Annotated in this window: 23 protein-coding genes; 8 read left to right on the top strand and 15 right to left on the bottom strand. The window is 56.7% G+C overall.

The window, feature by feature from the left end; genetic code table 11:
• Positions 1–477 (bottom strand): ribosome maturation factor RimP, encoded by a 477-nt coding sequence (gene rimP / locus AC5RE1_RS03030; RefSeq protein WP_179370507.1) that lies wholly within the window; start codon positions 475–477, stop codon positions 1–3.
• A 150-nt stretch (positions 478–627) separates the two neighbouring features.
• Here rimP and AC5RE1_RS03025 point away from each other — a divergent pair, with 150 nt between their 5' ends.
• Both AC5RE1_RS03025 and AC5RE1_RS03020 read left to right on the top strand, forming a co-directional pair.
• Positions 628–1716, top strand: coding sequence for a hypothetical protein (locus tag AC5RE1_RS03025; protein ID WP_493938326.1), 1089 nt, complete (start codon positions 628–630; stop codon positions 1714–1716).
• Between the two features lie 79 nt (positions 1717–1795).
• On the top strand, positions 1796–2281 hold the full coding sequence (locus AC5RE1_RS03020; RefSeq protein WP_493938325.1) for a hypothetical protein: 486 nt from the start codon (positions 1796–1798) through the stop codon (positions 2279–2281).
• A gap of 77 nt (positions 2282–2358) precedes the next feature.
• Here the strand turns inward: AC5RE1_RS03020 and AC5RE1_RS03015 are convergent, their stop codons facing one another.
• From AC5RE1_RS03015 to AC5RE1_RS03005, 3 genes are all read right to left on the bottom strand, one after another.
• Positions 2359–2838: an S-ribosylhomocysteine lyase gene (locus AC5RE1_RS03015; protein ID WP_179370510.1), complete on the bottom strand. Its 480-nt coding sequence runs from the start codon at positions 2836–2838 to the stop codon at positions 2359–2361.
• 74 nt (positions 2839–2912) lie between these two features.
• Positions 2913–4877: a DNA primase gene (dnaG, locus tag AC5RE1_RS03010; protein WP_006681734.1), complete on the bottom strand. Its 1965-nt coding sequence runs from the start codon at positions 4875–4877 to the stop codon at positions 2913–2915.
• Positions 4878–4917: 40 nt separating this feature from the next.
• Positions 4918–6183 (bottom strand): deoxyguanosinetriphosphate triphosphohydrolase, encoded by a 1266-nt coding sequence (locus AC5RE1_RS03005; RefSeq protein WP_179370577.1) that lies wholly within the window; start codon positions 6181–6183, stop codon positions 4918–4920.
• 96 nt (positions 6184–6279) lie between these two features.
• Between AC5RE1_RS03005 and AC5RE1_RS03000 the strand changes: the two genes are divergently transcribed.
• A complete protein-coding gene (locus AC5RE1_RS03000) occupies positions 6280–7407 on the top strand; it encodes a hypothetical protein (protein ID WP_179370511.1) in 1128 nt (375 codons plus the stop codon).
• 46 nt (positions 7408–7453) lie between these two features.
• Here the strand turns inward: AC5RE1_RS03000 and aroD are convergent, their stop codons facing one another.
• From aroD to AC5RE1_RS02985, 3 genes are all read right to left on the bottom strand, one after another.
• Positions 7454–8254 (bottom strand): type I 3-dehydroquinate dehydratase, encoded by an 801-nt coding sequence (gene aroD / locus AC5RE1_RS02995; protein ID WP_179370512.1) that lies wholly within the window; start codon positions 8252–8254, stop codon positions 7454–7456.
• Between the two features lies 1 nt (position 8255).
• Positions 8256–9428, bottom strand: a complete 1173-nt coding sequence (gene dusB, locus AC5RE1_RS02990) for a tRNA dihydrouridine synthase DusB (RefSeq protein ID WP_040318728.1) — start codon at positions 9426–9428, stop codon at positions 8256–8258.
• Between the two features lie 88 nt (positions 9429–9516).
• Positions 9517–10908 carry a glycine--tRNA ligase gene (locus AC5RE1_RS02985; protein ID WP_006681739.1) on the bottom strand — a complete coding sequence of 464 codons (1392 nt, stop codon included), beginning with the start codon at positions 10906–10908 and terminating at the stop codon, positions 9517–9519.
• A 157-nt stretch (positions 10909–11065) separates the two neighbouring features.
• Between AC5RE1_RS02985 and AC5RE1_RS02980 the strand changes: the two genes are divergently transcribed.
• The 5 genes from AC5RE1_RS02980 (at position 11066) to AC5RE1_RS02960 (ending at position 14971) form a co-directional block, all read left to right on the top strand.
• On the top strand, positions 11066–12130 hold the full coding sequence (locus AC5RE1_RS02980) for a metal ABC transporter substrate-binding protein (protein ID WP_006681740.1): 1065 nt from the start codon (positions 11066–11068) through the stop codon (positions 12128–12130).
• Positions 12127–12951, top strand: coding sequence for a metal ABC transporter ATP-binding protein (locus tag AC5RE1_RS02975; RefSeq protein WP_006681741.1), 825 nt, complete (start codon positions 12127–12129; stop codon positions 12949–12951). The genes AC5RE1_RS02980 and AC5RE1_RS02975 overlap by 4 nt, the downstream gene beginning before the upstream one ends.
• Positions 12948–13910, top strand: a complete 963-nt coding sequence (locus AC5RE1_RS02970; RefSeq protein WP_006681742.1) for a metal ABC transporter permease — start codon at positions 12948–12950, stop codon at positions 13908–13910. The genes AC5RE1_RS02975 and AC5RE1_RS02970 overlap by 4 nt, the downstream gene beginning before the upstream one ends.
• 117 nt (positions 13911–14027) lie before the next feature.
• Positions 14028–14465 (top strand): Fur family transcriptional regulator, encoded by a 438-nt coding sequence (locus AC5RE1_RS02965; RefSeq protein WP_006681743.1) that lies wholly within the window; start codon positions 14028–14030, stop codon positions 14463–14465.
• Complete coding sequence (locus AC5RE1_RS02960; protein WP_006681744.1) at positions 14462–14971, top strand: SNARE-associated domain-containing protein; 510 nt, start codon at positions 14462–14464, stop codon at positions 14969–14971. Before AC5RE1_RS02965 ends, AC5RE1_RS02960 begins: the two co-directional genes overlap by 4 nt.
• A gap of 7 nt (positions 14972–14978) precedes the next feature.
• Here AC5RE1_RS02960 and AC5RE1_RS02955 read toward each other — a convergent pair whose 3' ends face one another.
• From AC5RE1_RS02955 to AC5RE1_RS02920, 8 genes are all read right to left on the bottom strand, one after another.
• Positions 14979–15809, bottom strand: a complete 831-nt coding sequence (locus AC5RE1_RS02955) for an isoprenyl transferase (protein ID WP_006681745.1) — start codon at positions 15807–15809, stop codon at positions 14979–14981.
• A complete protein-coding gene (gene recO / locus AC5RE1_RS02950) occupies positions 15809–16543 on the bottom strand; it encodes a DNA repair protein RecO (protein WP_040318689.1) in 735 nt (244 codons plus the stop codon). Before recO ends, AC5RE1_RS02955 begins: the two co-directional genes overlap by 1 nt.
• 164 nt (positions 16544–16707) lie before the next feature.
• The gene (gene leuA / locus AC5RE1_RS02945; protein WP_006681747.1) at positions 16708–18462 is read right to left on the bottom strand and encodes a 2-isopropylmalate synthase; all 1755 of its coding nucleotides are present in this window, start codon (positions 18460–18462) and stop codon (positions 16708–16710) included.
• Between the two features lie 473 nt (positions 18463–18935).
• Positions 18936–19901, bottom strand: a complete 966-nt coding sequence (locus tag AC5RE1_RS02940) for an amino acid kinase family protein (protein ID WP_006681748.1) — start codon at positions 19899–19901, stop codon at positions 18936–18938.
• Positions 19902–21101 (bottom strand): GTPase Era, encoded by a 1200-nt coding sequence (era, locus tag AC5RE1_RS02935; RefSeq protein ID WP_006681749.1) that lies wholly within the window; start codon positions 21099–21101, stop codon positions 19902–19904.
• Complete coding sequence (locus tag AC5RE1_RS02930) at positions 21101–22420, bottom strand: hemolysin family protein (protein ID WP_103633531.1); 1320 nt, start codon at positions 22418–22420, stop codon at positions 21101–21103. The genes era and AC5RE1_RS02930 overlap by 1 nt, the downstream gene beginning before the upstream one ends.
• Positions 22417–22866, bottom strand: a complete 450-nt coding sequence (gene ybeY, locus AC5RE1_RS02925) for an rRNA maturation RNase YbeY (RefSeq protein ID WP_006681751.1) — start codon at positions 22864–22866, stop codon at positions 22417–22419. Before ybeY ends, AC5RE1_RS02930 begins: the two co-directional genes overlap by 4 nt.
• Positions 22859–23884 carry a PhoH family protein gene (locus AC5RE1_RS02920; RefSeq protein ID WP_083856973.1) on the bottom strand — a complete coding sequence of 342 codons (1026 nt, stop codon included), beginning with the start codon at positions 23882–23884 and terminating at the stop codon, positions 22859–22861. Before AC5RE1_RS02920 ends, ybeY begins: the two co-directional genes overlap by 8 nt.
• Between the last annotated feature and the right edge of the window lie 51 nt (positions 23885–23935).

Raw genomic sequence — 23935 nt, 5'->3', positions numbered from 1 at the left:
TCATTCCTCCGAACCGAATTCGACGCGCGGACGCGCCTTCTTAACCTGGGTATATTCAATGGTAGTAGGCGTTCCATCGACGTTCAGCACAGCATGGAAATCAGTGGCGGATTCGACACGTCCGACCAGCTTCGTAGCGTCTTTGAGTTTGACGGCAACAAGGCGCCCAATTTGGCGCCCCCAATGACGAGGGGTAACCAGTTCACGCTCAGCTCCCGGTGTTGACACCTCAAGGAAGTATTCGCCATCGACGGGATCGACTTCGTCCATAATCGGGCTGACTGCACGTGACATATCGGCAAGAGCTTCCGAATCGACGCTGGCGTCGGGCTCGATTGCTTCGACGATCACTCTAACAATCTGCATTCCGGATTCTTTGACTCCAATAACGGAATCGAGTTCGAGTCCGAACCCTGAAGCGATAGGCGCTAAGCGTTCTTCAAGCGCCTCAAAGTGATGTTGTGGCTTCGCCACCATTCCTCCTACGTGTCCAACACGGCATTAGCTCCCCATCGTACCCGCCTTGAAACATGACATGATTTGAAGGTGCATCTTGTTGATCATCACACTCAGACTGACCGAGCCACTTCGTCGCGACCAGTTCGGCGTCGCCGAATCGCCACCTCGGTGAGCATCAGTATCGCTTCTGCCCTGATCCTCAGCGCCTGCACGTCAACGAATATCCCATTTTTGACGCGAACACTTCAGATCCCGTCAATGTCTGACACCGACATCATTCGCGATCGCGCTGCGCGCGCTGATCAGGCAGCAGCGATTCGCGCTCAGGGTTTCGCTTCCCTTGCTTCATCGTGTGAGTCATGTGCCACTGCACTTTCAACTTTTTCTACGCAGGCTCAGGGACGCGCAAATTCCTTGGGTGGGGCCTGGCAGCCGTGGGGAACTCAGGTGCCAGACAATGCCAAGAACGTTCCGGATATTGCCGACGCGCCACTTTCGATTGACGAATTCATCGCGTGGAACGAAACAACTGCTCTTCGAGATCTTGCAACCGCATCAAATCCCGATGCTCTTGACGGCGGACAAGCCGTTGCCCTCACTCAAGTGGCTTTGAGCCGCTACGCCGATACTCAGGGGCTTGCTCTAACGTACGGGATTGGTACACGCATGCAGAGTCAGAGCCTCCAGACTCTCAACTCTCGCTTCAGCATGAAAACAGACAATAGGGAGCTCGCGGCGCTGTCAACATGGGGGATTGACCAGGAACACCTTGAGAATGGCACGATGTTGCCCACGCTCGAAATAAGCGACGAAACAGGTGAAAAGCTTGCAGCTTCCACGGAGCTCTCCGATTCTGTCGCACGCTGGGATTGTGTTGCTCAGTCACTGCCGACTGCTCAGTTAAAGAACCAAGTCATTTCTGATGCCAGCATCAAAGCCGATGAACTATTCAGCCGCGTCGATGAAACATTAAAGAATGGTGCAACGGACACGCGCGCCATGAGGTGTTCAATCGATACGTCCAGCGCTGACGCTATTTTCTTGACTCTGATTGAAGCCGACCTTCACTTGGTGAATACGTCTGACGAAAGCCTGCGGACAATCGGCATTCAGGCAGCCCTCGATGATATTCGCTCATGGATGGGTGTTGCCACGATGAGCTCTCTTCCATTGCCAACCCCTGTTCCCGCCGAGGGCACTGACGACTCCCCGTCATCTCAATCCGTTGCACGCACCGAATCCGGACAGAGCAACTAACTGTCCGTCTTGGAAGCCCGCTTTTCGCAGGACGCCACCTCGCCCAGCCGGGCAGATGGCGTTTGCTTACAATGAGCCCATGACTACCGTTCTGCCCGCGTCCGCTCTTGGCCTACTCCCCGATAGTGATCGCAACCCCGTCGCTGAGCAAGTAGGCGATGACCTCTGGGTTGTCGCCGGCACTCATGCGCTGATCCTGACTTCCGCCACCGCGGTTATCGACTCCGCAATGTGGTACGAGGCCGCGACCGCCAAATGGGAGGCTGAAACTCGTCAGTTGTCGGTCACCTGGGTTGATCCTCAACGCCCGGATTGGACGCTGACGACAGTGTCTGAAGATCCGCACGTTCTGATGCGGACCATCAGTGACCGCGTCAATCATTCGATCGTGATTCACAAGGCCTTGAAGGTGTCGAATGGAACGCAAGTAGCGGCATGGATTCGGCGCGCGGAAGACGGAAAGCTGTTTTCTGTTCTGATTGCGCTTGGCCCGCTTGACGAGGCTTCCCAGAAGGAAGCAGATGCCTTCGAACGCGATTTGCGTGAAAGCGTGGGCCTCGATTAGGTCTATTCCCCAGTAATACACGTGTCGGCGAAGTCTGTGACCTCGCCGACACGTTTTTCAGTCGCTACAACGCGCCCCTAGTCGTCCAGCAGAGTGCGCACAAAAGGATCAATGGAGAACTTCTTATCCAGGATGGCTCGCGCCCATTCTTTGGCGGAGAACAGTGAGTGATCACGGTAGTTACCGCAGGACACGATGTCGGTGCCGGGAACGTCATCCCAAGTGATCTGGTCAGCGATTGCTTCAAGGCTGGAGACAACGGCTCGCGTGACTTCTTCAATGCTTGGGGTGCCCCACGTAATCAGGTGGAAACCGGTTCGGCAACCGAACGGCGAGCAGTCAATCACTCCATCCATGCGGTCGCGCAGAAGGGATGCCATCAGGTGTTCGATCGTGTGCAGACCACCGGTTGGGATCGCGTTTTCATTCGGCTGGACGAAACGCAGATCAAAGTTAGAAATCGCATCCCCCCTCGGGCCGTGTTCAACGGCAATCAGGCGAACATAGGGTGCTTTCACTGCAGTGTGATCCAGCGCGAAGCTCTCAACTTCAGCCATGGTGGCCTCCTCCTTGGGGTCGAATATGTCGGTAGCACGGCACCGGGAAGCCAGTGCGAGAAACGATCAACAATCTAGTCGCGTTCACGCAAAGAACGTCGTCGCTGTTCAAGAGTGACCAGGTATTCGAATGTTTCTTGATACTTCGGGTCGTCTTCATTCATACGCTGAAGCTGAGAGCGAATGTCGGCTGTTTTGCGATTCAGGTCCAGTCGAACCAGTGCGTTCACAACTCCCTTGCAGTAGGAACGCATTTCGTCTTCGCGATCCTGAGGAAGTTCGACGACTGCAAGTTTGGTGATAATCGGTTCAATCAATTCGCCTGCTTCTTGGCGAATATCATCCACGAAACGACGTGTCGCCACCTCTTGCGCATAGACACTATCGCCTGTTTCGTCCTGTGCTTTCTTCAGCTGACGAGCAAACGCATCGACGCCACCAACCGCTTTAACCGCATCGAATACGGCTCTGCGCGTTGGATGAGTAAACGTCGCACCATCGATGGAATCGAACTGCGTGCCAATGAAATAAATCGGCTGTTGCAAAACTGCTTCCAACGCCTGGCGTTCCACGCGCGAGACAAGATCTTCGGGTTCGGGGCGCGCTTGAGGTTGCGGGCGACCAGCTCCAGCCATGTGGTTATTCTGCGCACTGTCGAAACGCTGGTATCTCCCGCGTGATAGTGAACGAATCTGGTTTTGCACGAAACGAGGATCCATGCCAAGCCAGCCGGCTAGCAGGCGTTCGTACTCCATCCGCAATGCACGATCTTTAATGTCAGCAACGATGGGAGCAGAAGCTTCCAAAGCCCGAACGCGTCCTTCGGGGAAATTGAGGTTCGATTGGCGAAGGATCGAACGCAAGACGAATTCAAACAGTGGAATACGCGAGCGAATCAATTCAACAACCGCGTTCTTCCCACGATTAATCATGATGTCGCACGGATCCATCCCCTGAGGATCAACTGCAACAAACGTTTGAGACGCAAAGTTCTGGTCTTCTTTAAACGCGCGAAGAGCAGCCTTTTGGCCCGCCTCGTCACCGTCAAAGGTAAAGATCACTTCGGAACCTCGTGCCTGCCCACTGGACAGGACAACCCCGGCAGCAGAATCCGCTGAGTCGCCCAGCAGTCGGCGGACAACGCGAACGTGCTCGGATCCGAAAGCCGTACCGCAGGTAGCAACCGCGCAGGTCACACCGGCCATATGAGCAGCCATCACGTCCGTGTATCCCTCGACAATGACGACCTTACGGTTCTTGGAAATCTCTTTCTTCGCCAAATCCAGCCCATACAGCAACGTGGACTTCTTATACAGCGGAGTTTCGGGGGTATTCAAGTACTTCGGGCTCTGCTTGTCTTCGTCGTTCAAACGCCTGGCGCCAAAACCAACGGTTGTTCCCGTGATATCCCGGATCGGCCACATGACGCGACCGCGGAAACGATCAATCAGACCCCGCTGCCCACGCGACGCCAAACCGGACTTTTCGATCTCTTCATCGGTAAAACCACGTGAGCGAAGCATGCGCGTCAGAGTGTCCCAGGAATCGGCTGAGTAACCGACGCCAAAATGCCGGCACTCTGCAGGCCCGAACCCGCGGTTGCCTAAGAACTTACGGGCAGGCAAGGCCTCTGGAGTTTCAAGCTGTTGTTGATAGAACTCTTCAGCAATTCGATGCATGTCGATCAGACGCTGGCGCCTGCCGGGCTGTTCACGCACCGTCTGAGAGCTTCCCTCTTCGTAGCGAAGAGGGACACCCGTCATTTGAGACAGGTACTCAAGAGTCTCTGGGAAGGAAAAATTATTGATCTTCTGCACAAAAGCGAAGATGTCCCCGCCTTCTCCACACCCGAAGCAATGCCAGAGACCCGTCGTCGGATTAACGGTGAAACTCGGAGTGCGCTCATCGTGAAAAGGGCACAACCCCTTCAAAGAGTTCATTCCGCCGCTACGCAAAGTGACGTGTTCACCTACGACACGAGCAACATCAATTGCCTGTCGTAAGCGTTCCTTGTCTTCTTCAAGAATGCGTCCGGCCATAGACGCTAGTCTACCGATCCGTTCACCATTTAGCGCACGCTCACAATTGGGTTGAAAGCATGCCACACCACTGGGCGTGCCAGCGTGACGCGGACGCATCCGTCAGCGATGCGACCTGGTCAATCACCACGCGCAAACGCTCATTATCATCGTTCGTTTGACGCCAGTTTTCAGCAAAAAGAGGCTCCAAAGCCGACGGTCCAGCTTCGAAAAGAGCATCCACCAAGTCCGCCAAAAGCGTGCGCTGCTGGTAATACACCGGCTCGTTCTCACGCGGGCTCATCACGAAGTGAACAGCCAGCCCCTTCAGGATCTGGATCTCTGCACGAGCCTCGGGAGGAACAACCAGATCCGCACGGTATCGTCCCAACGGACCGGCACCAAACTCAACACGAGTCGCGCTGACCGTAGAGGCACAGAAACGTCCGATCAGTTCGGATGTGAAATCTTTCAATTCCGCGAGCGCACGATAGGAACCATCAAAGGATCGTGGCCATTCGGGCATACGAAGCAGACGTTCAATCGCCAGTTCCAAATCGGTGCGGGCAACACCTGTCCCGTACCAGTTGATCGTCGAGTCAATAATCTCATTCAGTGTCGATTCATCACTGAGGGATGCAACGTCGCATTTACCCGTTGCGATGGCATCTTCAACGTCATGCACGGAGTAGGCAATGTCGTCTGAGAGATCCATGATCTGCGCTTCCAAGCAACGTCGACCAACGGGTGCTCCCTGACGCATCCACTCGAAAACGTGAGCATCATCTGAATAGACGGAGAACTTCTTTGCTGACTTCATCGGATCCGGCCCCTGGCCTTTCGCCCACGGGTATTTACAGATCGCATCCAGTGTCGCCTTCGTCAGATTCAACCCCGCAGGATGCCCATCATCGGTCAGCACTTTCGGCTCAAGTCGAGTCACCAGACGCAGGGTCTGCGCGTTTCCTTCAAAACCACCGCAATCACCGGCAAGCTCATCCAAAACCCTCTCGCCATTGTGCCCAAACGGCGGGTGTCCAAGATCGTGGCTCAGGCACGCTGCATCCACCACGTCAGGATTCGCGCCCAATTCTTTACCCAGTTCACGACCAACCTGCGCAACCTCAAGAGAGTGCGTCAGCCGCGTACGAACAAAGTCGTCAGTGGCCGGGCCTAACACCTGAGTCTTCTCACCCAGACGACGCAAACCCGACGAGTGCACAATTCGAGCCCTGTCACGTTCGAACGCTGTCCGCATCGCTGACTTCGAAGGTTCAGGCCACATACGTGACTGATCCTGGGACGAATACACGGGCACGAGCACCATGGCACTCCGAGTCATTTCAGGGCTTTCATTCACCATATAAGCCTATCCCTTGGGAATGGGCAGACGAGTTATCCACATCTGTGACACGATGAAAGGGTGCAACACCATGAGCCTCGCCCACACGCCGTCCGCACCCTGCTCGTTCACCGATCCAGGCGCGGTCCCAGTCCCTGGTGGCATTCCTGTGCGCTCGCGACGATCCCTACTCCTCTGTCTGCGGATAACGTTGCTCAGATTTCCACTGATGCACTGACCTTACAAGATGCCGGTTTTGATACCGTTCTTGTCACTCTTGATGACCCGATTCTGCTGGTTCATCCGAAGTCGCCGTTGCCAGAGTTTATTCATCAGTTGAAAGCGCGCCGCCAGCGTGTGATTGTGCGTATCCCGAATGAAACATTCGTGTCTTTGGGGGCGCGCGGAGCGGATATGGAAAACCGCGTCACGACGCTCCTTCTGAGGACGCGCGGTGCCCTCAACGCTGGCGCAGATGGTGTTGATTTGGGCGTGTGCGCCGAAGAGTATGAAGACTCCCCGATCCGCAGGGCGCTTGCGCGAGAGCGTTTCACTGCTCTTGTCCGCCAGGTTGAAGCAGAGTGTGCAACGTTTGATTCTCAGCCGATTGTGACGGCACGCCTGTCTGGCTTTGACACTCCCGCCATTATGTCTCACCTTGAAGACGAGTGGTTCCATCATCTGTACGATGATGCGCTACGAACTGCTTCTTTTGACGCTCCAAGCCTTGAGTTGGTTGTTTCAGATTCGCTGTCTATCCGCGATCGTATTGGTGCGGTTGCTCCATGGAACGTTGATTGTCTGCCCGCCGATCGCCAGTCGGATGCGGATCGTGCGTTAACGCTACTTGCGCTTGGTCTGCCGGGTGTGTTCCACGGTCGCCTTCGTGAAGAAAACGTGGTCGAGCAGGTCAGTGCGACCTCGTACATCCGAACGGCGCTTGCCCTGCGATCCGAACGCAAGCTGGGAACGCACGCGCTGGGCGTACTGCACGGGTTGGAGTGGGCGCGCCCCGATACTCTTGTCTATCTGAACTCCGACGTGATGATCGTTGTGAACACCGCCGATCAGCCTCTCGCTCTTCCGCCCGGTTCCCAGATCCTTGTGGCGAGTTCCCAGAGTAGCCATGGTGTGGTCGCTCCCAGGTCGTGCGCGTGGGTAAGTGTCGCCCGCATCCAGCCGGCACCGACCGCCGAGTTCTCTGGCTGACGGATCCACGACCACCGTTTCGGTTTCCGCTTTCGTGCGCGCCTTTTCAGCGTTGAAGGGTGACGAGGCCACGCCGGGTTTCTTCAACGCTGAGCTGACCTGGGGCGCTAGAGGACGACGCTGAAGCGAATGTTGCCGCGCTGGCGAATGTGTGACCGCAGATCCTGGTGATCGCACCGAATTCACCCATTCCAATGCCGATAACAGGAAGGGCATAGGTTCGTGACGCTCTTAGTTGCGCGTCCATGATCCTCAGTGCGTCCTCGGGCCGATGAGTCATATAGGCAACTTTGAGCACGTCGGCGCCAGCTTTTGCCATCGATGCGAATACTCGATCAATGTCAACGGCGGGGGGCGTTCGGGTGAAATCATGGTGCGATGCCACGGCGATGCTACCGGCCTCGTGAATCTCTTCAACTATGTCGATTGCACCCGGGTGACAAATTTCAAGGTCGATCGCGTCGGCGAAGGTGGCCAGAATGGCAAGAAAGTCCGCGTATTGAGCGTCAGAAAGATCAACGAGGCCCCCTTCGGCGACTGTGCGAATTGTTGCCAACAGAGGAAGCGGGCTCTGATCCGTCACGAGCTTGAGTCCAGTGCGTAATAGGCCTTCACGCTCGCTCGCTTGCACCGAGGCAAGGAGTGGGTCAACGCGCCATTCAATCAGGTCGGGCTGAGCGCCGGCGACATCCGTGATCTCGCTTGTTAGCGATTCCAGTGAGGCGCTCATCAGCGAAGAGATGACGGCCGTTGGAGCGCCCCCTCCGATGTTGAGCATTCCTCGCGGAGTCGACGCATGACCAATCGTCACTTCAGTTGGGATGCAATCATCGCAGGGATTCGACATATCAGCCTCCACTGACATCGGATTCAGCAAGATGAAGGGTCTGGCGTTCAGCATCGCTCAGATAGGGAGAGTCCAACCACCCATCGGGTAGGCGTGGCGTCTTTTCACCGCCGGCGCGACCGCGAGCTCCCAGCGCCGCCTGCGGATACTCCTGATCGAGGTCCAGCATGTGGAGAAGATCGTGGAGTTCTTCGAGGGTCGACACCATTGAGAGCGCGTGACGAGTCGGCCCGCCGATCGCGAAGCCTCGCAGATACCAGCCGACGTGCTTGCGCATTTCGCGGAGGGCCCGCAGTTCATCGCCCTGGTCTTCAATGACCCATGCGGCGTGCTTTTCGATGATGTCCGCGATATCGGAAAGACTCGGGTCGCTAAAGGCAGGACCACCCATCAGTGTCGAAGTCAGGTCGGTAAACAGCCAGGGGCGCCCCTGGCATCCTCGACCAACGACAACTGCATCGCAACCGGTTTCATCCATCATTCGCTGCGCATCTGCGCCGGAGAAAATATCGCCGTTGCCGAAGACAGGAATACGCATCGCGTCTTTCAAACGCTTGATCTGCGTCCAGTCAGCGTGACCCGCGTAGTGCTGGGTTTGCGTGCGCGCGTGGAGGGCAACCGCTGCGACACCGCGATTTTCAGCCACTTTCGCAGCGTCGAGGAACGTAATGTGATCGTCGTCGATACCAACGCGCATTTTCACTGTGACGGGAATATCGCGACCAGCTGCTGCTCCGGCCCTGTCCGCAGCACCAACAACCGCGTGTACAAGATCGTCGAACAGGTCGCGCTTCCACGGAAGGGCAGCTCCCCCACCCTTCTTCGTCACTTTCGGAACCGGGCACCCAAAGTTCAGGTCAATGTGATCCACCAGGTCGCGGTCAATAAGGATCGATGTAGCCTGAGCCATCGTTGCTGGATCGACGCCGTAGAGCTGGATGGAGCGCACGCGTTCGGCGGGGTCTGGGCGCACCATTTCCAATGTGCGCACATTACCTTCAACGAGGGCGCGCGACGTTACCATTTCGCAGACGTATAGGCCGGCGAGTGCGTCCACGCCTTTTTCTGGAGTGACCTGAGCGTTCGAGCTGGAAGGATTCAACCAATCCGGCAGTCCTTCTTCGCCCATCTGTCGACATAAACGCCGAAATGGCACATCGGTTACTCCCGCCATCGGGGCAAGAACGATGGGCGACCATACGCGCAGTGGCCCGACCTCAAGAGCTAAGGTCGGGCCAAGCGTTGATTCGGATGGAATCAAATCAGCAAGCTCCGAGCTTTTCGATGAGGAGCTTCTTGACGTTCTCAAGCGGAATACGTTCCTGAACCATCGAGTCGCGGTCGCGGACGGTCACTGCCTTGTCTTCAATCGAGTCGAAGTCGTAGGTGATGCAGTACGGGGTGCCGATTTCGTCCTGGCGACGGTAGCGACGGCCAACGGCGCCCGCATCGTCGTATTCGACATTCCAGATGGAGCGGAGGTCTGCTGCAAGTTCACGTGCCGGGCCGGTGAGCTCGGGCTTACGCGATAGTGGCAGGACAGCTGCCTTCACGGGGGCAAGACGCGAGTCGAGGCGCAGAACGGTGCGCTTGTCGACACCGCCCTTGGTGTTGGGGGCTTCGTCCTCGTGGTAGGCCTCGATGAGGAATGCCATGAGCGAGCGGGTCAGACCAGCGGACGGCTCGATGACGTAGGGAGTCCAACGTTCGCCGGTGGTCTGGTCGAAGTAGTCGAGCTTCGAGCCGGAGGCTTCGGAGTGGACACCCAGGTCGTAGTCGGTACGGTTTGCGATGCCTTCGAGTTCACCCCATTCGGAGCCCTGGAATCCGAAGCGGTATTCGATGTCGACGGTGCGCTTGGAGTAGTGCGAGAGCTTTTCCTTTGGGTGCTCGTAGAAGCGCAGGTTGTCGGGGTTGATGCCAAGGTCGGTATACCAGTCGCGACGGTAGTCGATCCAGTACTGGTGCCATTCTTCGTCGGTGCCCGGTGCGCAGAAGAACTCGAGTTCCATCTGCTCAAATTCGCGGGTACGGAAGATGAAGTTACCGGGGGTGATTTCGTTACGGAAGGACTTGCCGATCTGGCCGATGCCGAACGGCGGCTTCTTGCGCGAGGCTGCCGCAACGTTTCCGTAGTTGATGAAGATACCCTGAGCGGTTTCGGGGCGCAGGTAGTGCAGACCGGACTCGTCGTCGACCGGGCCGAGATAGGTCTTGAGCAGGCCAGAGAATGCGCGAGGCTCGGTGAACTGACCGCGGGTGCCACAGTTGGGGCATGCGACGTCTCCGAGAGGGACGTCATCCGGGTTGTCGATGCCGTGCTTAGCAGCGTGAGCTTCCTGCAGATTATCTGCACGGAGGCGCTTGTGGCAGGAGGTGCACTCAACGAGCGGATCGGTGAATGCCTTGACGTGACCGGAAGCAACCCAAGTCTGACGAGGAAGGATGACGGAGGAGTCCAGACCCACGACGTCTTCGCGGGAGCGAACCATGTACTGCCACCACTGCTTCTTGATGTTTTCCTTCAGTTCAACGCCGAGCGGACCATAATCCCACGCTGAGCGAGTACCACCGTAAATATCGCCACATGGGAAGACGAATCCGCGACGCTTGGCTAGGGAGATAACGGAATCAAGACGAGAAGGCGCTGCCACTTTGTGCTCCTTGTTTTGGCGGCCACACCTGGCTGGCGCAGCCTGCGATAGTGGGAGTCTATCGAACTTAGCGACGGCTTCGTTGACAGGCTCAGTGTGACGCACACCCCCCTTCCCACTATTGGCAATGATTACCATTAAGGGTGAAACTTGAAACATGAAGCTGTCTCGTTCTGTTGTTATCGCTAGCGCGCTCGCTGGCTCTTTCGCTTTGGCCGCATGCTCGGGCACGACGACCACCCAGTCGGCGTCAGATACCTCCGCATCTGGTTCATCATCACCTCTGAATGTGATGGCGTCCTTCTACCCACTGAAGTATCTGACCGAAGAAATCGGTGGCGACCTTATTAAGGTCACCTCGTTAACCCCCGACGGTGCCGAACCGCACGATCTTGAGCTTTCTCCCGCCACCGTCGACCAGCTTGGCAAGGCCGATGCTGTCGTTTATCTAGGGGGCTTCCAGTCCGCAGTGGACGAAGCTGTTGAGCACAACGGCCCGGAAACGGTTATCGACGTCGCTAAGGCTGTTCAGCTTGTTGATGTTGCAGAAGACGGCAATCACCCGGCTGAAGCGGAAGAAGAAGGCGACGCTACCGAGTCTGATTCGCACGATCATGAAGCAGATCATGACGACGGCCATCACATGGCCTCGAGCGAAACCGCTGAGTCCGGTGAAGAAGCTGAGCACCATCACCACCACGACATGACGACTGACCCTCACTTCTGGCTGGATCCGGAACGCATGGGCCAGGCAGCAACGGCTATCGGTCAGGCTCTGGCCAAGGCTGATCCTCAGAATGCTCAGACCTACACATCCAATGCTGCGACACTCACCAAGAACATGAAAGATCTGTCGACCGAACTCGTTGACGCAACAGCAACCTGCAAGCACCAGACCTTCGTCACTGCTCACACCGCATTCGGCTACCTTGCAGACCGCACTGGCCTGACCCAGGTGGGCATCTCGGGTCTGGATCCCGAATCCTCGCCCTCGCCGGCGCGCCTGGAAGAAATCTCCAAGCTCGTGAAGTCGGAAGGTATCACGACGATCTTCACTGAAGCTCTCATCGACCCAAAGGTTGAGCAGACTCTTGCTGACGATCTTGGAATCCAGACCGCGGTTCTCGATCCGATCGAAAGCCAGGTTGATTCATCCAAGGACTACGCAGCGGTCATGCGTGACAACATCACAGCTCTTCAGACGGCTCTGTCCTGCAAGTGAGCAACACCAAAAACTCGGAAGCGGATGTCCCTGAGGTGGGGATATCCGCTCCCGTCATTTCACTGGATAATGTCCACGTTGCGTGGGATTCTCACCTCGTTCTCCACGGGATCGAGTTCGATGTTCACCCTGGGCAAACTGTTGCCCTGACGGGTGCGAATGGATCAGGAAAGTCCACGACTCTCCACGCCATTCTTGGTACCGCTCCGATTACCCGCGGATCGATTCACATCTTCGGTGTTGATAACACTCAGCGTCGCGCGGTCAACTGGGATCGAATCGGCTATGTCCCTCAGCGCATCAGCGTTGGTGGTGCAGTCACGTCCAGTGCTCTGGAAGTTGTGAAGTCAGGTCTTCTTGGCTCAAAGAAGTGGTGGAGCCTTCCCGGAAATACAAAGAAGGCAATGGCTGCGCTGAAGAGAGTCGGGTTGGCACACCGCGCCAAAGACTCGATGTCGATTCTTTCGGGTGGACAGCAACAGCGAGTCCTCATCGCTCGAGCACTCGTCCGCAATCCCGATTTGCTGATCATGGACGAACCCATGGCCGGCATCGACCGGACATCTCGAGAGCGCCTCGCGCGAATCGTTAGCGAAGCAAAAGCTGAGGGAACAACGATTCTTGTCGTACTCCACGAGCTCGGCGAACTCGGTCCGCTTCTCGATAGGGAACTCCACATCGGTGGGGGACACGTCACCTACGACGGGCCACCTCACATCAGTGACGACCATGAACAGCATTCCGATGGTGGCGGCCATCATCACGGGCATCCACATCCGCAGGCCGGGCCAGGCCTCGTCGACGATATTTGGCAGGCATGATGATCGCGACAATTATCGACGGACTCACCTCACTGCTGACCTCGTCCCTCATGCAACGCTCACTTCTTGCCGCTCTCATCGTCGGCTTGTCAGCACCCGTTGTCGGCACCTACTTAGTGCATCGCCGACTGGCAATGCTCGGTGACGGAATCGGGCATATTTCGCTGACCGGCGTAGCGCTCGGCTGGCTTGCCGGCACAATGGCGAACGCGAACCCACAAGATTCGTGGGCGATCCCAGGGGCGATGATTATTTCGCTTGTGGGAGCTATCACGATCGAATTAGTCCGCCAGTCTGGGCGCACGTCTGCTGACGTGGCGCTCGCGATGCTGTTCTATGGTGGCATTGCCGGCGGTGTCCTTCTTATCGGTCTTGCCGGTGGCACTTCAGCCCAGCTGAATTCTTACCTCTTCGGCTCGATTGCAACCGTGACATGGACTGATATCACGCTGATTTCAGTCCTCGGAATCCTCATCTTGGCAGTGGGAGTCGGTATTGCACCAGCTCTTTTCTCAGTGACGAACGATGAAGATTTCGCACGTTCAACCGGACTACCCACGAAGACACTGTCGATGATTATTGCCATCCTGTCTGCCCTGACCGTAGCTGTTGCGATGCGCGTTGTGGGATCGCTACTGGTGTCCGCACTCATGATCATTCCCGTTGCCATCTCACAACTGATGGCACAGTCATTTCGATCAACGATGGCATGGGCCATGGTTTTCGGCGCAATCATCTGCATCACGGGACTGTCTTTCACATACTTCATCGATCTGTCCCCGGGCGCATCCATCGTCGTATTCGCGATTGCCCTGTACGCGATCGGATTCATCATCAAGGGACTGGTCGACAGGCACCAGCGTGCGTCAAAAATGGCGAATGTGCGCGCCCACGTCGCTCACCCCGAACACCAAGACACCCACTCAACACAACAGAATCGCTCCCGTACCCGGCTGTGATCAGACACAGTGCCACTATCACGGTCGGACAGAAACGAACCGAACCGATATGCTCAGGCTGTGCCCCTGAGCCACCCATCCACCCGATTGACTCGACGCAAAACTGGAGGTCCGAAAATGCAACGCATGACCAAGCAACGTCAGGCGGTTTTTGCCGAGCTGACTCGGGTACCTGATTTCCGTAGCGCCCAGCAGATTTTCGAAGACCTGCACAAGCAGGGACTCAAGGTCGGTCTTGCGACCGTCTACAGGAACCTGCAGGCTCTTGCCGACGGCCGCGATGTGGACGTGTTGCGTAGCGCCGATGGAGAATCCTTGTTCCGCGTATGCCATTCATCAACGCACCACCATCATTTGGTCTGTCGCACCTGCGGGCATACTGAAGAGATCGAACTGGATATGACCGAGAAGTGGATTCGCGATAATGCGTCCGCGCACGGTTTTACGGCTGTCGAGCATTCCGTTGAGTTGTTTGGCCTATGCCAGACGTGTTCGGCTGGCGTGGCAGATGATGAGGGCCCTGCGGGCGCTCAGTCGTCTAAGGATGCTCAGTGATTCCCTCGTGGGCCGATCACGGCTCGACGCTTTTTATTGCCCTCTTCGTGATCGTTTTTTGCCGAGCCCAGGGAACCTATTGGTTGGGTCGAGGTGCCGCGCGTGGCGCGTTGGCTGGCGCCGGGAAAGATGGTGTGCGGGGTTCGATTGCCCGCTGGTTTAACGGCCCTACGCCGAAGCGCGGTGCGAAGCTGTTGGACACATGGGGGTTGATCATCATTCCCCTGTGTTTCCTGACCGTTGGTATCCAAACTGCGGTAAACGCCGGTGCCGGCTTAGTCTCCATGAAGTGGCGCACATACACGCTAGCGATGATTCCTGGTTGCATCGCATGGGCAATCCTGTACGGCATGGGGCTGCTGGCTATTTGGATGGCATTGCTTGGCACAGTTGCTGGCTCCTGGTGGGGTCGCACGGGAGGCCTTGCCGTCGCCGCTGTTGCCATTGGAGTCATTGCATGGCGCAAGCGCACCTCCAGCGAGCCTGCTACCGTCCGCGTCGACTGACTCGTTTTTACGAGGCCGACCCCACCTGATCAATCGCTCCCCCGAATCGGCGGTCACGCCCTGCGTATTCGAGCAGACAGTCCCACAGCACTTCACGATCGAACGCAGGCCACGGCGTATCAATGAACATCATTTCCGAGTACGCCATCTGCCAGAGCAGGTAGTTGGAGATGCGCTTCTCCCCCGACGTGCGAATCATCAGGTCAACGTCAGGAACATCGGGCAGATACAGGTGATGGGCAAATGACTTTTCTGTCACGCCATCTGGGCGGAGCTTTCCCGCTGCGACCTGCCTAGCGATATCTCGCGCAGCATCAGCGATCTCTGCACGCCCGCCATAGTTCACGCACATGATGAGGTCCAGTGTGGAGTTATCTTTCGTGGCTTCGTCTGCCTTCAACAGGGCCTTCACGACGGACTTCCATAGGCGGGGTTCACGCCCACTCCAGCGCACGTGGACTCCCCAGTCATTCAGTTGATCGGTACGGCGAGCAAGAACGTCGGTCGCGTAATTCATGATGAAACGGACCTCTGCTGGGCTCCGCTTCCAGTTTTCCGTGGAGAACGTGTACACCGACAGGTAGCGGACTCCCGCATCAATGGCACCCGCGATCGTATCCATCAGCGCATATTCACCGGCGCGGTGTCCTTCGGTGCGCGCGAGGCCTCGTGAATTCGCCCAACGGCCGTTACCATCCATGATCAGCGCAACGTGCGCGGGCACTTCCCCAGTAGTAAATTCGGGAACAGGCTGATGCCACTGACCCGGCCCGGTCAGAGGCGCGCTGGGATCCCCACCGGCTCGATCCATCGGTGTCAGATTCGCTTCAGGTGCCATCAACTGTTCCTTTCAAGGACCCGCAATGAACGAATGCGATGTTCAACGTGCCATTGAGCATAGGCGTTGACAAGCCCGTATGCCTCAATGCGAGCGAAATCCGGCGAGTTATCGGCTCGGCCCCACTCTCCGGACAGCAGGTCCCCCATCAATTCCATTGCTTCGAAAGAGGGAGCTGACGCTCCGACGGGTCGGCAGTTTTCGCAGACGGCACCGCCTTCCTGAATGGAGAAAGCAGCGTGTGGCCCCTGGGCTCCGCACACGGCACAATCGAAGAACGAAGGTGCCCAGCCGGCTATCGCAAGCGCGCGGAGAATATACGATGCGAGCACCAGATTGGGGTCGTGACGCACGTGTGCAAGAGCGTAGAGAGCACCGATCAGCAGAAGATGTTGGGAGCGCACTCCATCATCAGAATCAGCAGTCAGTTTCTCTGCGATCTCGATCATGACACATGCGCGGGCATACAGCTCAAAATCTTTCGATAACGCGTCACCGTACTGGGTAATGACTTCAGCTTGGGTAATGATGTCGAGGTTCCTCCCGCGATGAAGTTGCACGTCAATCACGCCGAATGGTTCAAGACGCGCGCCCATCTTCGACGTTGTTCTGCGTATGCCCTTACCGACTGCGCGAACCAGACCGTTATTCGCGGTGAGCAGTGTGATGATCCTGTCGGCCTCCCCCAGTTTGTGGGTGCGAAGCACGATCGCTTCGTCTCGATACGTTCTCATCACGGTGAAATTGTCCCACTTCGGTGCATTAATGGCGCGTTATGTAATGCGGGGACGAGGCGACTGTCGAGTCCCTGGCTGAAATTGCAGAGAGAAAACGGCGACTGGAAAATGGCCGGGGCGGGAACGAAGTGGTCGTACCCGCCCCGTTTCTCCCCTGTATGTCAGCGCAAAGCCCTGTTCACCGCAGAAATAACTGCTTTATAGGTTGCGCGCGTAATCGACGAATCGATACCGACACCCCAGAGGATTTGGTCGTTGACGGCGGCTTCAACATAGGACGCTGCCTTCGCGTCACCGCCCTGGCTCATCGCATGTTCGGAATAGTCGAGGACGCGGACATCCACGTCAAACTGGCCGAGTGCCTTGACGAATGCTTCGATCGGACCGCCGGCGTGTGCCTTGACCTCGACGGGCTCACCCTGATCCGTCAGTGTCACCTTCAGATCAACCTGCTCGTCGGCGTTAGTCGTCACGTGAGAAGCTCCGAGTTCGAAGCGACCCCAGGCGGTGAGGTTCTTCGCTGCCGAGTTCGGCAGGTATTCATCGGCGAAGATCTGCCAGAGGGTATCGCCGTCGATCTCGCCACCGTAGGAGTCCGTGTGTCGCTGAACGATGCGAGAGAACTCGATCTGCAGACGACGTGGCAGTTCCAGATTGTGAGTGGTCGACATGAGGTAGGCGACGCCACCCTTGCCGGACTGCGAGTTCACGCGGACAACGGCCTCGTAGGAACGACCCACATCGTGCGGGTCGATCGGCAAGTAGGGCAACTCCCACACCACTGCATTTTCGTCACCGCCAGCTTCTCCAACTTTCTTCTTGCGGGCGACGAAGCCCTTCTTAATCGCATCCTGGTGCGATCCGGAGAAAGAAGTGTAGACGAGGTCACCCACGTAAGGTGCACGCGGTGACGTTTCCATCGACGTGCAGTATTCGACGGTCTGACGGATCTCATCGATATTCGTCAGGTCAACACCCGGGTCAATGCCTTGGCTGAACAGGTTGAGCCCCAGGGTCAACAGGTCAACGTTACCGGTGCGTTCACCCTGGCCGAGCAAGCAACCTTCCACGCGGTCTGCACCGGCGAGCAATGCCAATTCAGCCGCAGCAACGCCGGTTCCACGGTCATTGTGCGGGTGCACGCTGATCGCAATGTTGTCGCGACGGCTGAGGTTGCGTGCCATGTATTCGATCTGGTCGGCATAAACGTTCGGCGTTGCACGTTCAACGGTTGCTGGCAGGTTCAAGATGATTTCGCGGTCGTCTTCGGGCTGCCAAATATCCATAACGGATTCGCAGATTTCGAGAGCAAAGTCGAGTTCGGTATCCACGAAGATTTCGGGCGAGTATTCGAAGCCGAAGATCGTTTCATCGCCCAGACGCTTTTCTGCCTGCGCCACCACTTCGCGTGCACCAAAGACAGCCAAGTCGATCGTTTGTGCCTTGTCATTGCCGAAGACGAGCTCGCGGAACAGTGGCGACGTCGCGTTGTACAGGTGGACGGTCGCGCGCGGGAAACCGACGAGGGCATCAAGGGTGCGCTCGATGATTTCAGGGCGAGACTGGGTCAGAACCGAAATCGTCACATCGTCCGGCACGGCATCTTCGTCAATCAGGGATCGCACGAAATCAAAGTCAGTCTGCGATGCTGCGGGGAAACCGATTTCGATCTCCTTGTATCCGCGACTGACCAACAGGTCGAACATCTTGCGCTTACGAACCGGGTCCATCGGCTCAATCAGTGCCTGGTTACCGTCGCGCAGGTCCGTCGACATCCAGCGAGGTGCGTGAGTAATCCGATTCGAGGGCCACCTGCGGTCGTCCAGAACAACGGGGTTCGTGTCGAGGAACGGCTTGTACTTCGCAATCGGCATGTGCGAGCCAGCAGGAGTGGGGACGTTTCCAGTCGTCTTCATTGTGTTTCTTTCTTCGCTATCCTGATTCGCCCGGTTATCGGTGGGCGTCGGGTCGAAACACGTTGAGCCGTGGCGAGGTTTCGACCCTTTCAGGCCTCGTCACGGCAAAGAAGCAGGAGCATCCATTCTCGGCTCATGCCTCGTAGCGTATGACAGACGGGGGTAAGCGTACGCGTCCGCTTCGTTATGTGGACATTTTCGCCTTTCAGATCGCCAACCCAATCACGAGGCCGGCCACGCAATCAAGGGGAACGTGCCCTGGTTGTAGGCGTAGAACGCGTACTTTCGCGTTTCTTCAGCGCTATCGCCGAAGAATGAACGCGCGGGGGCGACCCTTCCCAGGCAAAGGCTTCCACAGAGAAGATGAAACAGTGCAGAAGAGTGTAAAGATCGTCGCAGCAAGACCAATAATCGTCAAAGATGTTATGGCTCTATTGTCCCGAGCATCGTAGCAACGCGCGTTTAACCATTGGTCACACCGAGGTGATGGTTGTTCCCACTTCACCGCTCAGAGCTCTATCAGCATCCGCCAACGCGCAAATGACACCACGGCGAACCGTACCAGCCGGGGCCTTCGATACGAAGTCAACGATTGCTTCAACTTTGGGGCGCATGGAACCTTCAGCAAGTTCCCCCGACTCAATCAGAGCACGCCCTTCATCCAAAGAAATGTGGTGAAGCCAGTGTTGCATTGGTGTTCCCCACCCCGCAGCAACCGCCGGAACTGCAGTCAGAATAACCAGAGCAGAGGCTCCCAACTCATCAGCCATGAGAGCTGCGCTTCGATCCTTGTCGATAACCGCGTCCACGGCTTTCATTCCATAGTCGGTGCGAATAATTGGGATACCGCCACCGCCTGAAGCGATGACGATGAAGCCGGCGTTTGTCAGAGCTTGAACCGCCTCAATTTCAACGATCCGATGTGGCAATGGAGAGGCAACATACTTCCTAAATCCACGCCCAGCATCCTCGCGGTACACGGATCCGGGCTCTTCCTTCATCCGCTGTTCTGCCATTTCCCGAGTCAGAAACTGACCGATCGGTTTAGTCGGGTCAGCAAATGCTGGATCATTGGGATCGACTTCCACACGAGTCAGAAGAGCGACTACTTTGCCGGAATATCCGCGCCTCGCCCCAGCCTCGTCGATTGAACGCACCAGGTGCTCGCCGATGTAGCCTTGGCTCATCGCAACCATCTCTGGAAGATCAACGTCGGGCACACCGGGGTCAGCTGCAACGCCCAGTGAAAACGCACGCGTGATCTGACCAACCTGGGGTCCATTCCCGTGAGCGATCACAAGAGGGCCCGCATCAGCCAAACTCACCAAGACTGGCGCAGCCTGACGCAACAGGTGCAACTGATCGTCGGGTGTCTGCCCTAGAGCATTACCTCCTAGAGCAACAACCGTCGCGGAGCTAGAAGAGTAATCGCTCTTCATCTAGAACCCGAGACGTCCCAACATTTTCGGATCTGACTGCCAGTCTTTCGCCGTTCGCACATGCAGATCCAAATACACACGCGCTTTCAGCAAGTCCTCGATCAAAGGACGCGACTTTGAGCCAATCTCTTTCAGGCGTGATCCCTTCTTACCAATGATGATGGCCTTCTGAGAATCGCGTTCAACATAAACGTTGACGTGCACGTTCATGAGCGGTGGACGAGTATCACCCTGCCGTCGAGGCCTGGCAACGATCTCTTCAACCTGAACTGCAAGCGAGTGCGGAAGCTCATCACGGACCCCTTCAAGTGCAGCTTCGCGAATGAACTCCGCAATCAGAGTGTCACGCGATTCATCGGTCACATCCCCATCTGGGTAGAGCGGTGGGGAGAGCGGAACCGTCTTCGTCAGCACATCAAGCAACTGGTCAACGCCATTTCCGTCAAAAGCACTGACGGGAACGATCGCCGCGAAATCACCCATCTTGTCAATCGACAGCAGGTGTTTCATCAGGCGCTCTCGACTCACCAGATCGCACTTCGTCGCAACAGCAATAATCGGACGACGAACGTCCTTCAATTCGCGGGCAATGAACTTGTCGCCAGGACCAATACGCTGGTCAGCAGGCAAACAGAAGACGACGACATCAACTTCCGCGAGCGCCTCGCGAACCATGTCATTCAGGCGCTTACCCAAAAGCGTTCGCGGACGGTGATATCCGGGGGTATCAACTAAAACCAGCTGGCTCTTTTCACCGTGGACGATGCCACGAATATTGTGACGCGTCGTTTCAGGACGACCCGATGTGATCGCAATCTTCTGGCCGACAAGCGCGTTTGTCAGCGTTGATTTACCTACGTTCGGACGACCCACGATAGAGACAAATCCCGCGCGGAAGTCCTCCGGAAAGTCTGGGATCATCAGGCCGGTGCCCACGTTCGTTTCGTCGCGCAGAGCTTTCATTCCCTCAACGACAGCAAACACGTCTTCGGGGTCAATGTCACTTGCGTCGTCGAGATCGACGTCATCGAAGGCCTGGCTATCCGCGTCATCAACGTCATCGAACTCAGTGGTGTGCGCGACCTCGTCCCCCGATGCGCGTAGTTCGCCAGCATCAATATCACTGTCATCGACACACACTTCGTCGCTTTCGAACGCGTTCGGGCCTGCCATCAGCTCGTCGTCGCTGGGGAAATGCATTATGCGTCCTCACTGGTTTCTTCGGTCGATTCATCGCTCGCCACGAGTAGCGAACACACAATCGTACCAACTTGGCGACGGCGTCCTCGTGCTTCTTCGGCGAGCATGTGGATGCCTAATGCGTCACCCTGCGCCCCGGGAAGAGGGACGCGCCCCAATGCCTTTGCAAGCAAACCACCGACAGAGTCCACGTCGTCATCTTCAAGTTCAAGGTCGAAAAGCTCGCCAAGCTCGGTAATTGGATAGCGTGCAGGTACACGCCACGATCCGTCGTCACGTTGTTCGGGCTCAATAATTCCCTTGTCATGTTCGTCGGTGAGGTCACCGACGACTTCTTCAATGAGGTCCTCAAGGGTCACCAGCCCCGCTACTCCACCGTATTCATCGATGACGATCGCCATATGGAAGTGGTCTGCTTGCATCAGACGAAGCAGATCGTCTGCGGGCTTCATTTCGACGGTGAACTCGACCGGGCGCATCATCTGCTCTGCCACCTGGTCCATGTCCGCCCCGTAGGTCTGCAAGCGGGCAACAACATCCTTGAAGTAGAGGATGCCACGAATGTCATCGACATCGTCACCTTCAACAGGAATACGTGAAAAGCCCGAGCGGACAAACAGGCGCAAGGCCTTATGAGCGGGAAGATCCGCCGGGGCGGTCACCATTTCAGTTCTGGGAACCATCACTTCGCGGACAAGCGTATGCCCCAGGTCCAGAACGGACCGCAACATTGCGCGATCTTCGTCTTCAAGTCCTTCGGTTTCACCCACCTGGTCGACCATTTCACGCAGGTCATTTGCCATTTCGGCGCGCGCTTCGGCTTCCGTCAGGCCAGATGCGGGAAGACGCCCACGGATGGCTTCAACAAGAGGGTCGAGGAATCTTGTCAAAGTAACAAGGGAGGAGACCAACGGTGCTCCCGACAGAGCAATCTTCTCTGGACTGCGCTGTCCCCAACGGGAGGGAGCAAGCGAAATGAAGACGAAATGGACGAAGGTGATCGCTAGTAAAGCAACGAGAGCTGTCGCCCACCACGCCAACGACATCGCAGAAAACGCAAGCGTCAATGAGACGGCAACAATCACTTGGAAAAACGTGCGAAAACCACGCAAAACAAGCGTCGCCCGCCTGCGATGGTTCAGCAGAGCCAACAGTGCGGAAGCATTCTGGCGTTCTTCTTCAACCAGATCCGTTGCACGCGCAATCGACATACGAGAAAACGCAACCTCGATCGACTGAAGCATCGCAGCTAAGAAAAGCCCGACAACCGCGATGATGATCAGAGCAGGAAGAGGAAGTGAGGTGGTGGAAGAGGTCATCGAGTTGCCAGGAAAGTCAGCAGTAGCTTGCGTTGCAGGTCAAACATGACTTTCTTTTCATCTTCTTCTGCATGATCGTAGCCGAGCAGATGCAACATGCCGTGGGTGGCCAGCATCAGCATTTCTTCAACCATCGCGTGACCGGCTTCAAGTGCCTGTTTCTGGGCGACCTGCGGGCAAATGCAGATATCACCAAGCGTTCCCGACGGAGTCGGGTTGTCGGCACTTCCCGGGCGGAGCTCGTCCATCGGGAAGCTCATCACGTCGGTCGGTCCAGGAAGATCAAGCCAGCGCAAATGCAGGTCTTCCATCGGCTCTGGATTGATGAACAGAATGTTCAGTTCAACGTCGGTGGCAACGTGCATCTGCGTCAGCACGTGGTCAGCAAGAGCTGCGAATTCGCTCCCGTCAATGACGAAATCAGTTTCGTTGATGACTTCAGTCATCGGTTCCTCCTCGGTAGTGACCAGTGCGTGATCGATCAGATGACAGCCTGCCCGTCCGAACTGCGCGTGAGCGCGAAACATTCGTACGTGTTCGCCCAGATATGGAGCGTTGAGCGCTCAGGCGGTCTTCCCAACGCTCGTAGGCGTCTATGATTACTCCGACCAGCTGATGACGCACTACGTCTGCGCTGGTCAGGTAGCAGAATTCAATTCCGTCGATGTCACTCAGGATCTTCGAGATGACCGCAAGACCGGATTGACCAGCACCCGGTAAATCCACCTGAGACGCGTCGCCAGTGACAACAATCTGAGAGTTGAATCCGAGCCTCGTCAAAAACATTTTCATCTGGTTCGGCGTCGTATTCTGCGCCTCATCCAAGATGATGAAGGAGTCGTTCAGCGTGCGACCGCGCATGTACGCCAGAGGGGCGACTTCGATTGTGCCCGCAGCCATGAGTTTCGGCAGGACCTCGGGATCGAGCATGTCTTTCAGCGCATCGTAGAGCGGACGCAGATACGGGTCGATCTTGTCGGTCAGGGAACCGGGCAGGAAACCGAGGTTCTCCCCCGCTTCCACCGCAGGACGGGTCAGCACAATGCGCTTGACCTGCCCGGAAAGCAGACGTTGCACGCCGGCTGCCATCGCAAGATAGGTTTTACCCGTACCCGCCGGGCCGAGTCCGAAGACTATCGTCGACCGATCAATCGCATCAACATAGGCCTTCTGACCAGCAGACTTCGGGCGGATAGACCGACCACGGACGGAAAGAATTTCGTCGGAAACAGCGGGCGTTGCGAATGTTCGGGTCAGCAGTGAGATGGCGTGCTCGACTGCCTGCGCATCCAGTGGCTGCCCCTTCTTCGCCAAAGAAATCAGTTCTTCGATCAAGTCGCCGGCAACACCAAGATCCGCAGAAAAGCCGGTGAGCGAAATATCGCGGCCGATGACGTGGAAGTTCACGCGCGGGAAACCGTGTTCCAGAGCGCGCAACACCTGATCTGATGTACCAAGTAGCATCAGAGGATCAAGGTCAGCAGGGATTGAAATGTGACGGGTTGATGCGACAAT

Source organism: Actinotignum sp. usb-actsch-rep-73, from assembly GCF_059082735.1.
Note: the sequence above shows the minus strand (reverse complement) of the source record. Positions and strands in the feature narration are given on the sequence as shown.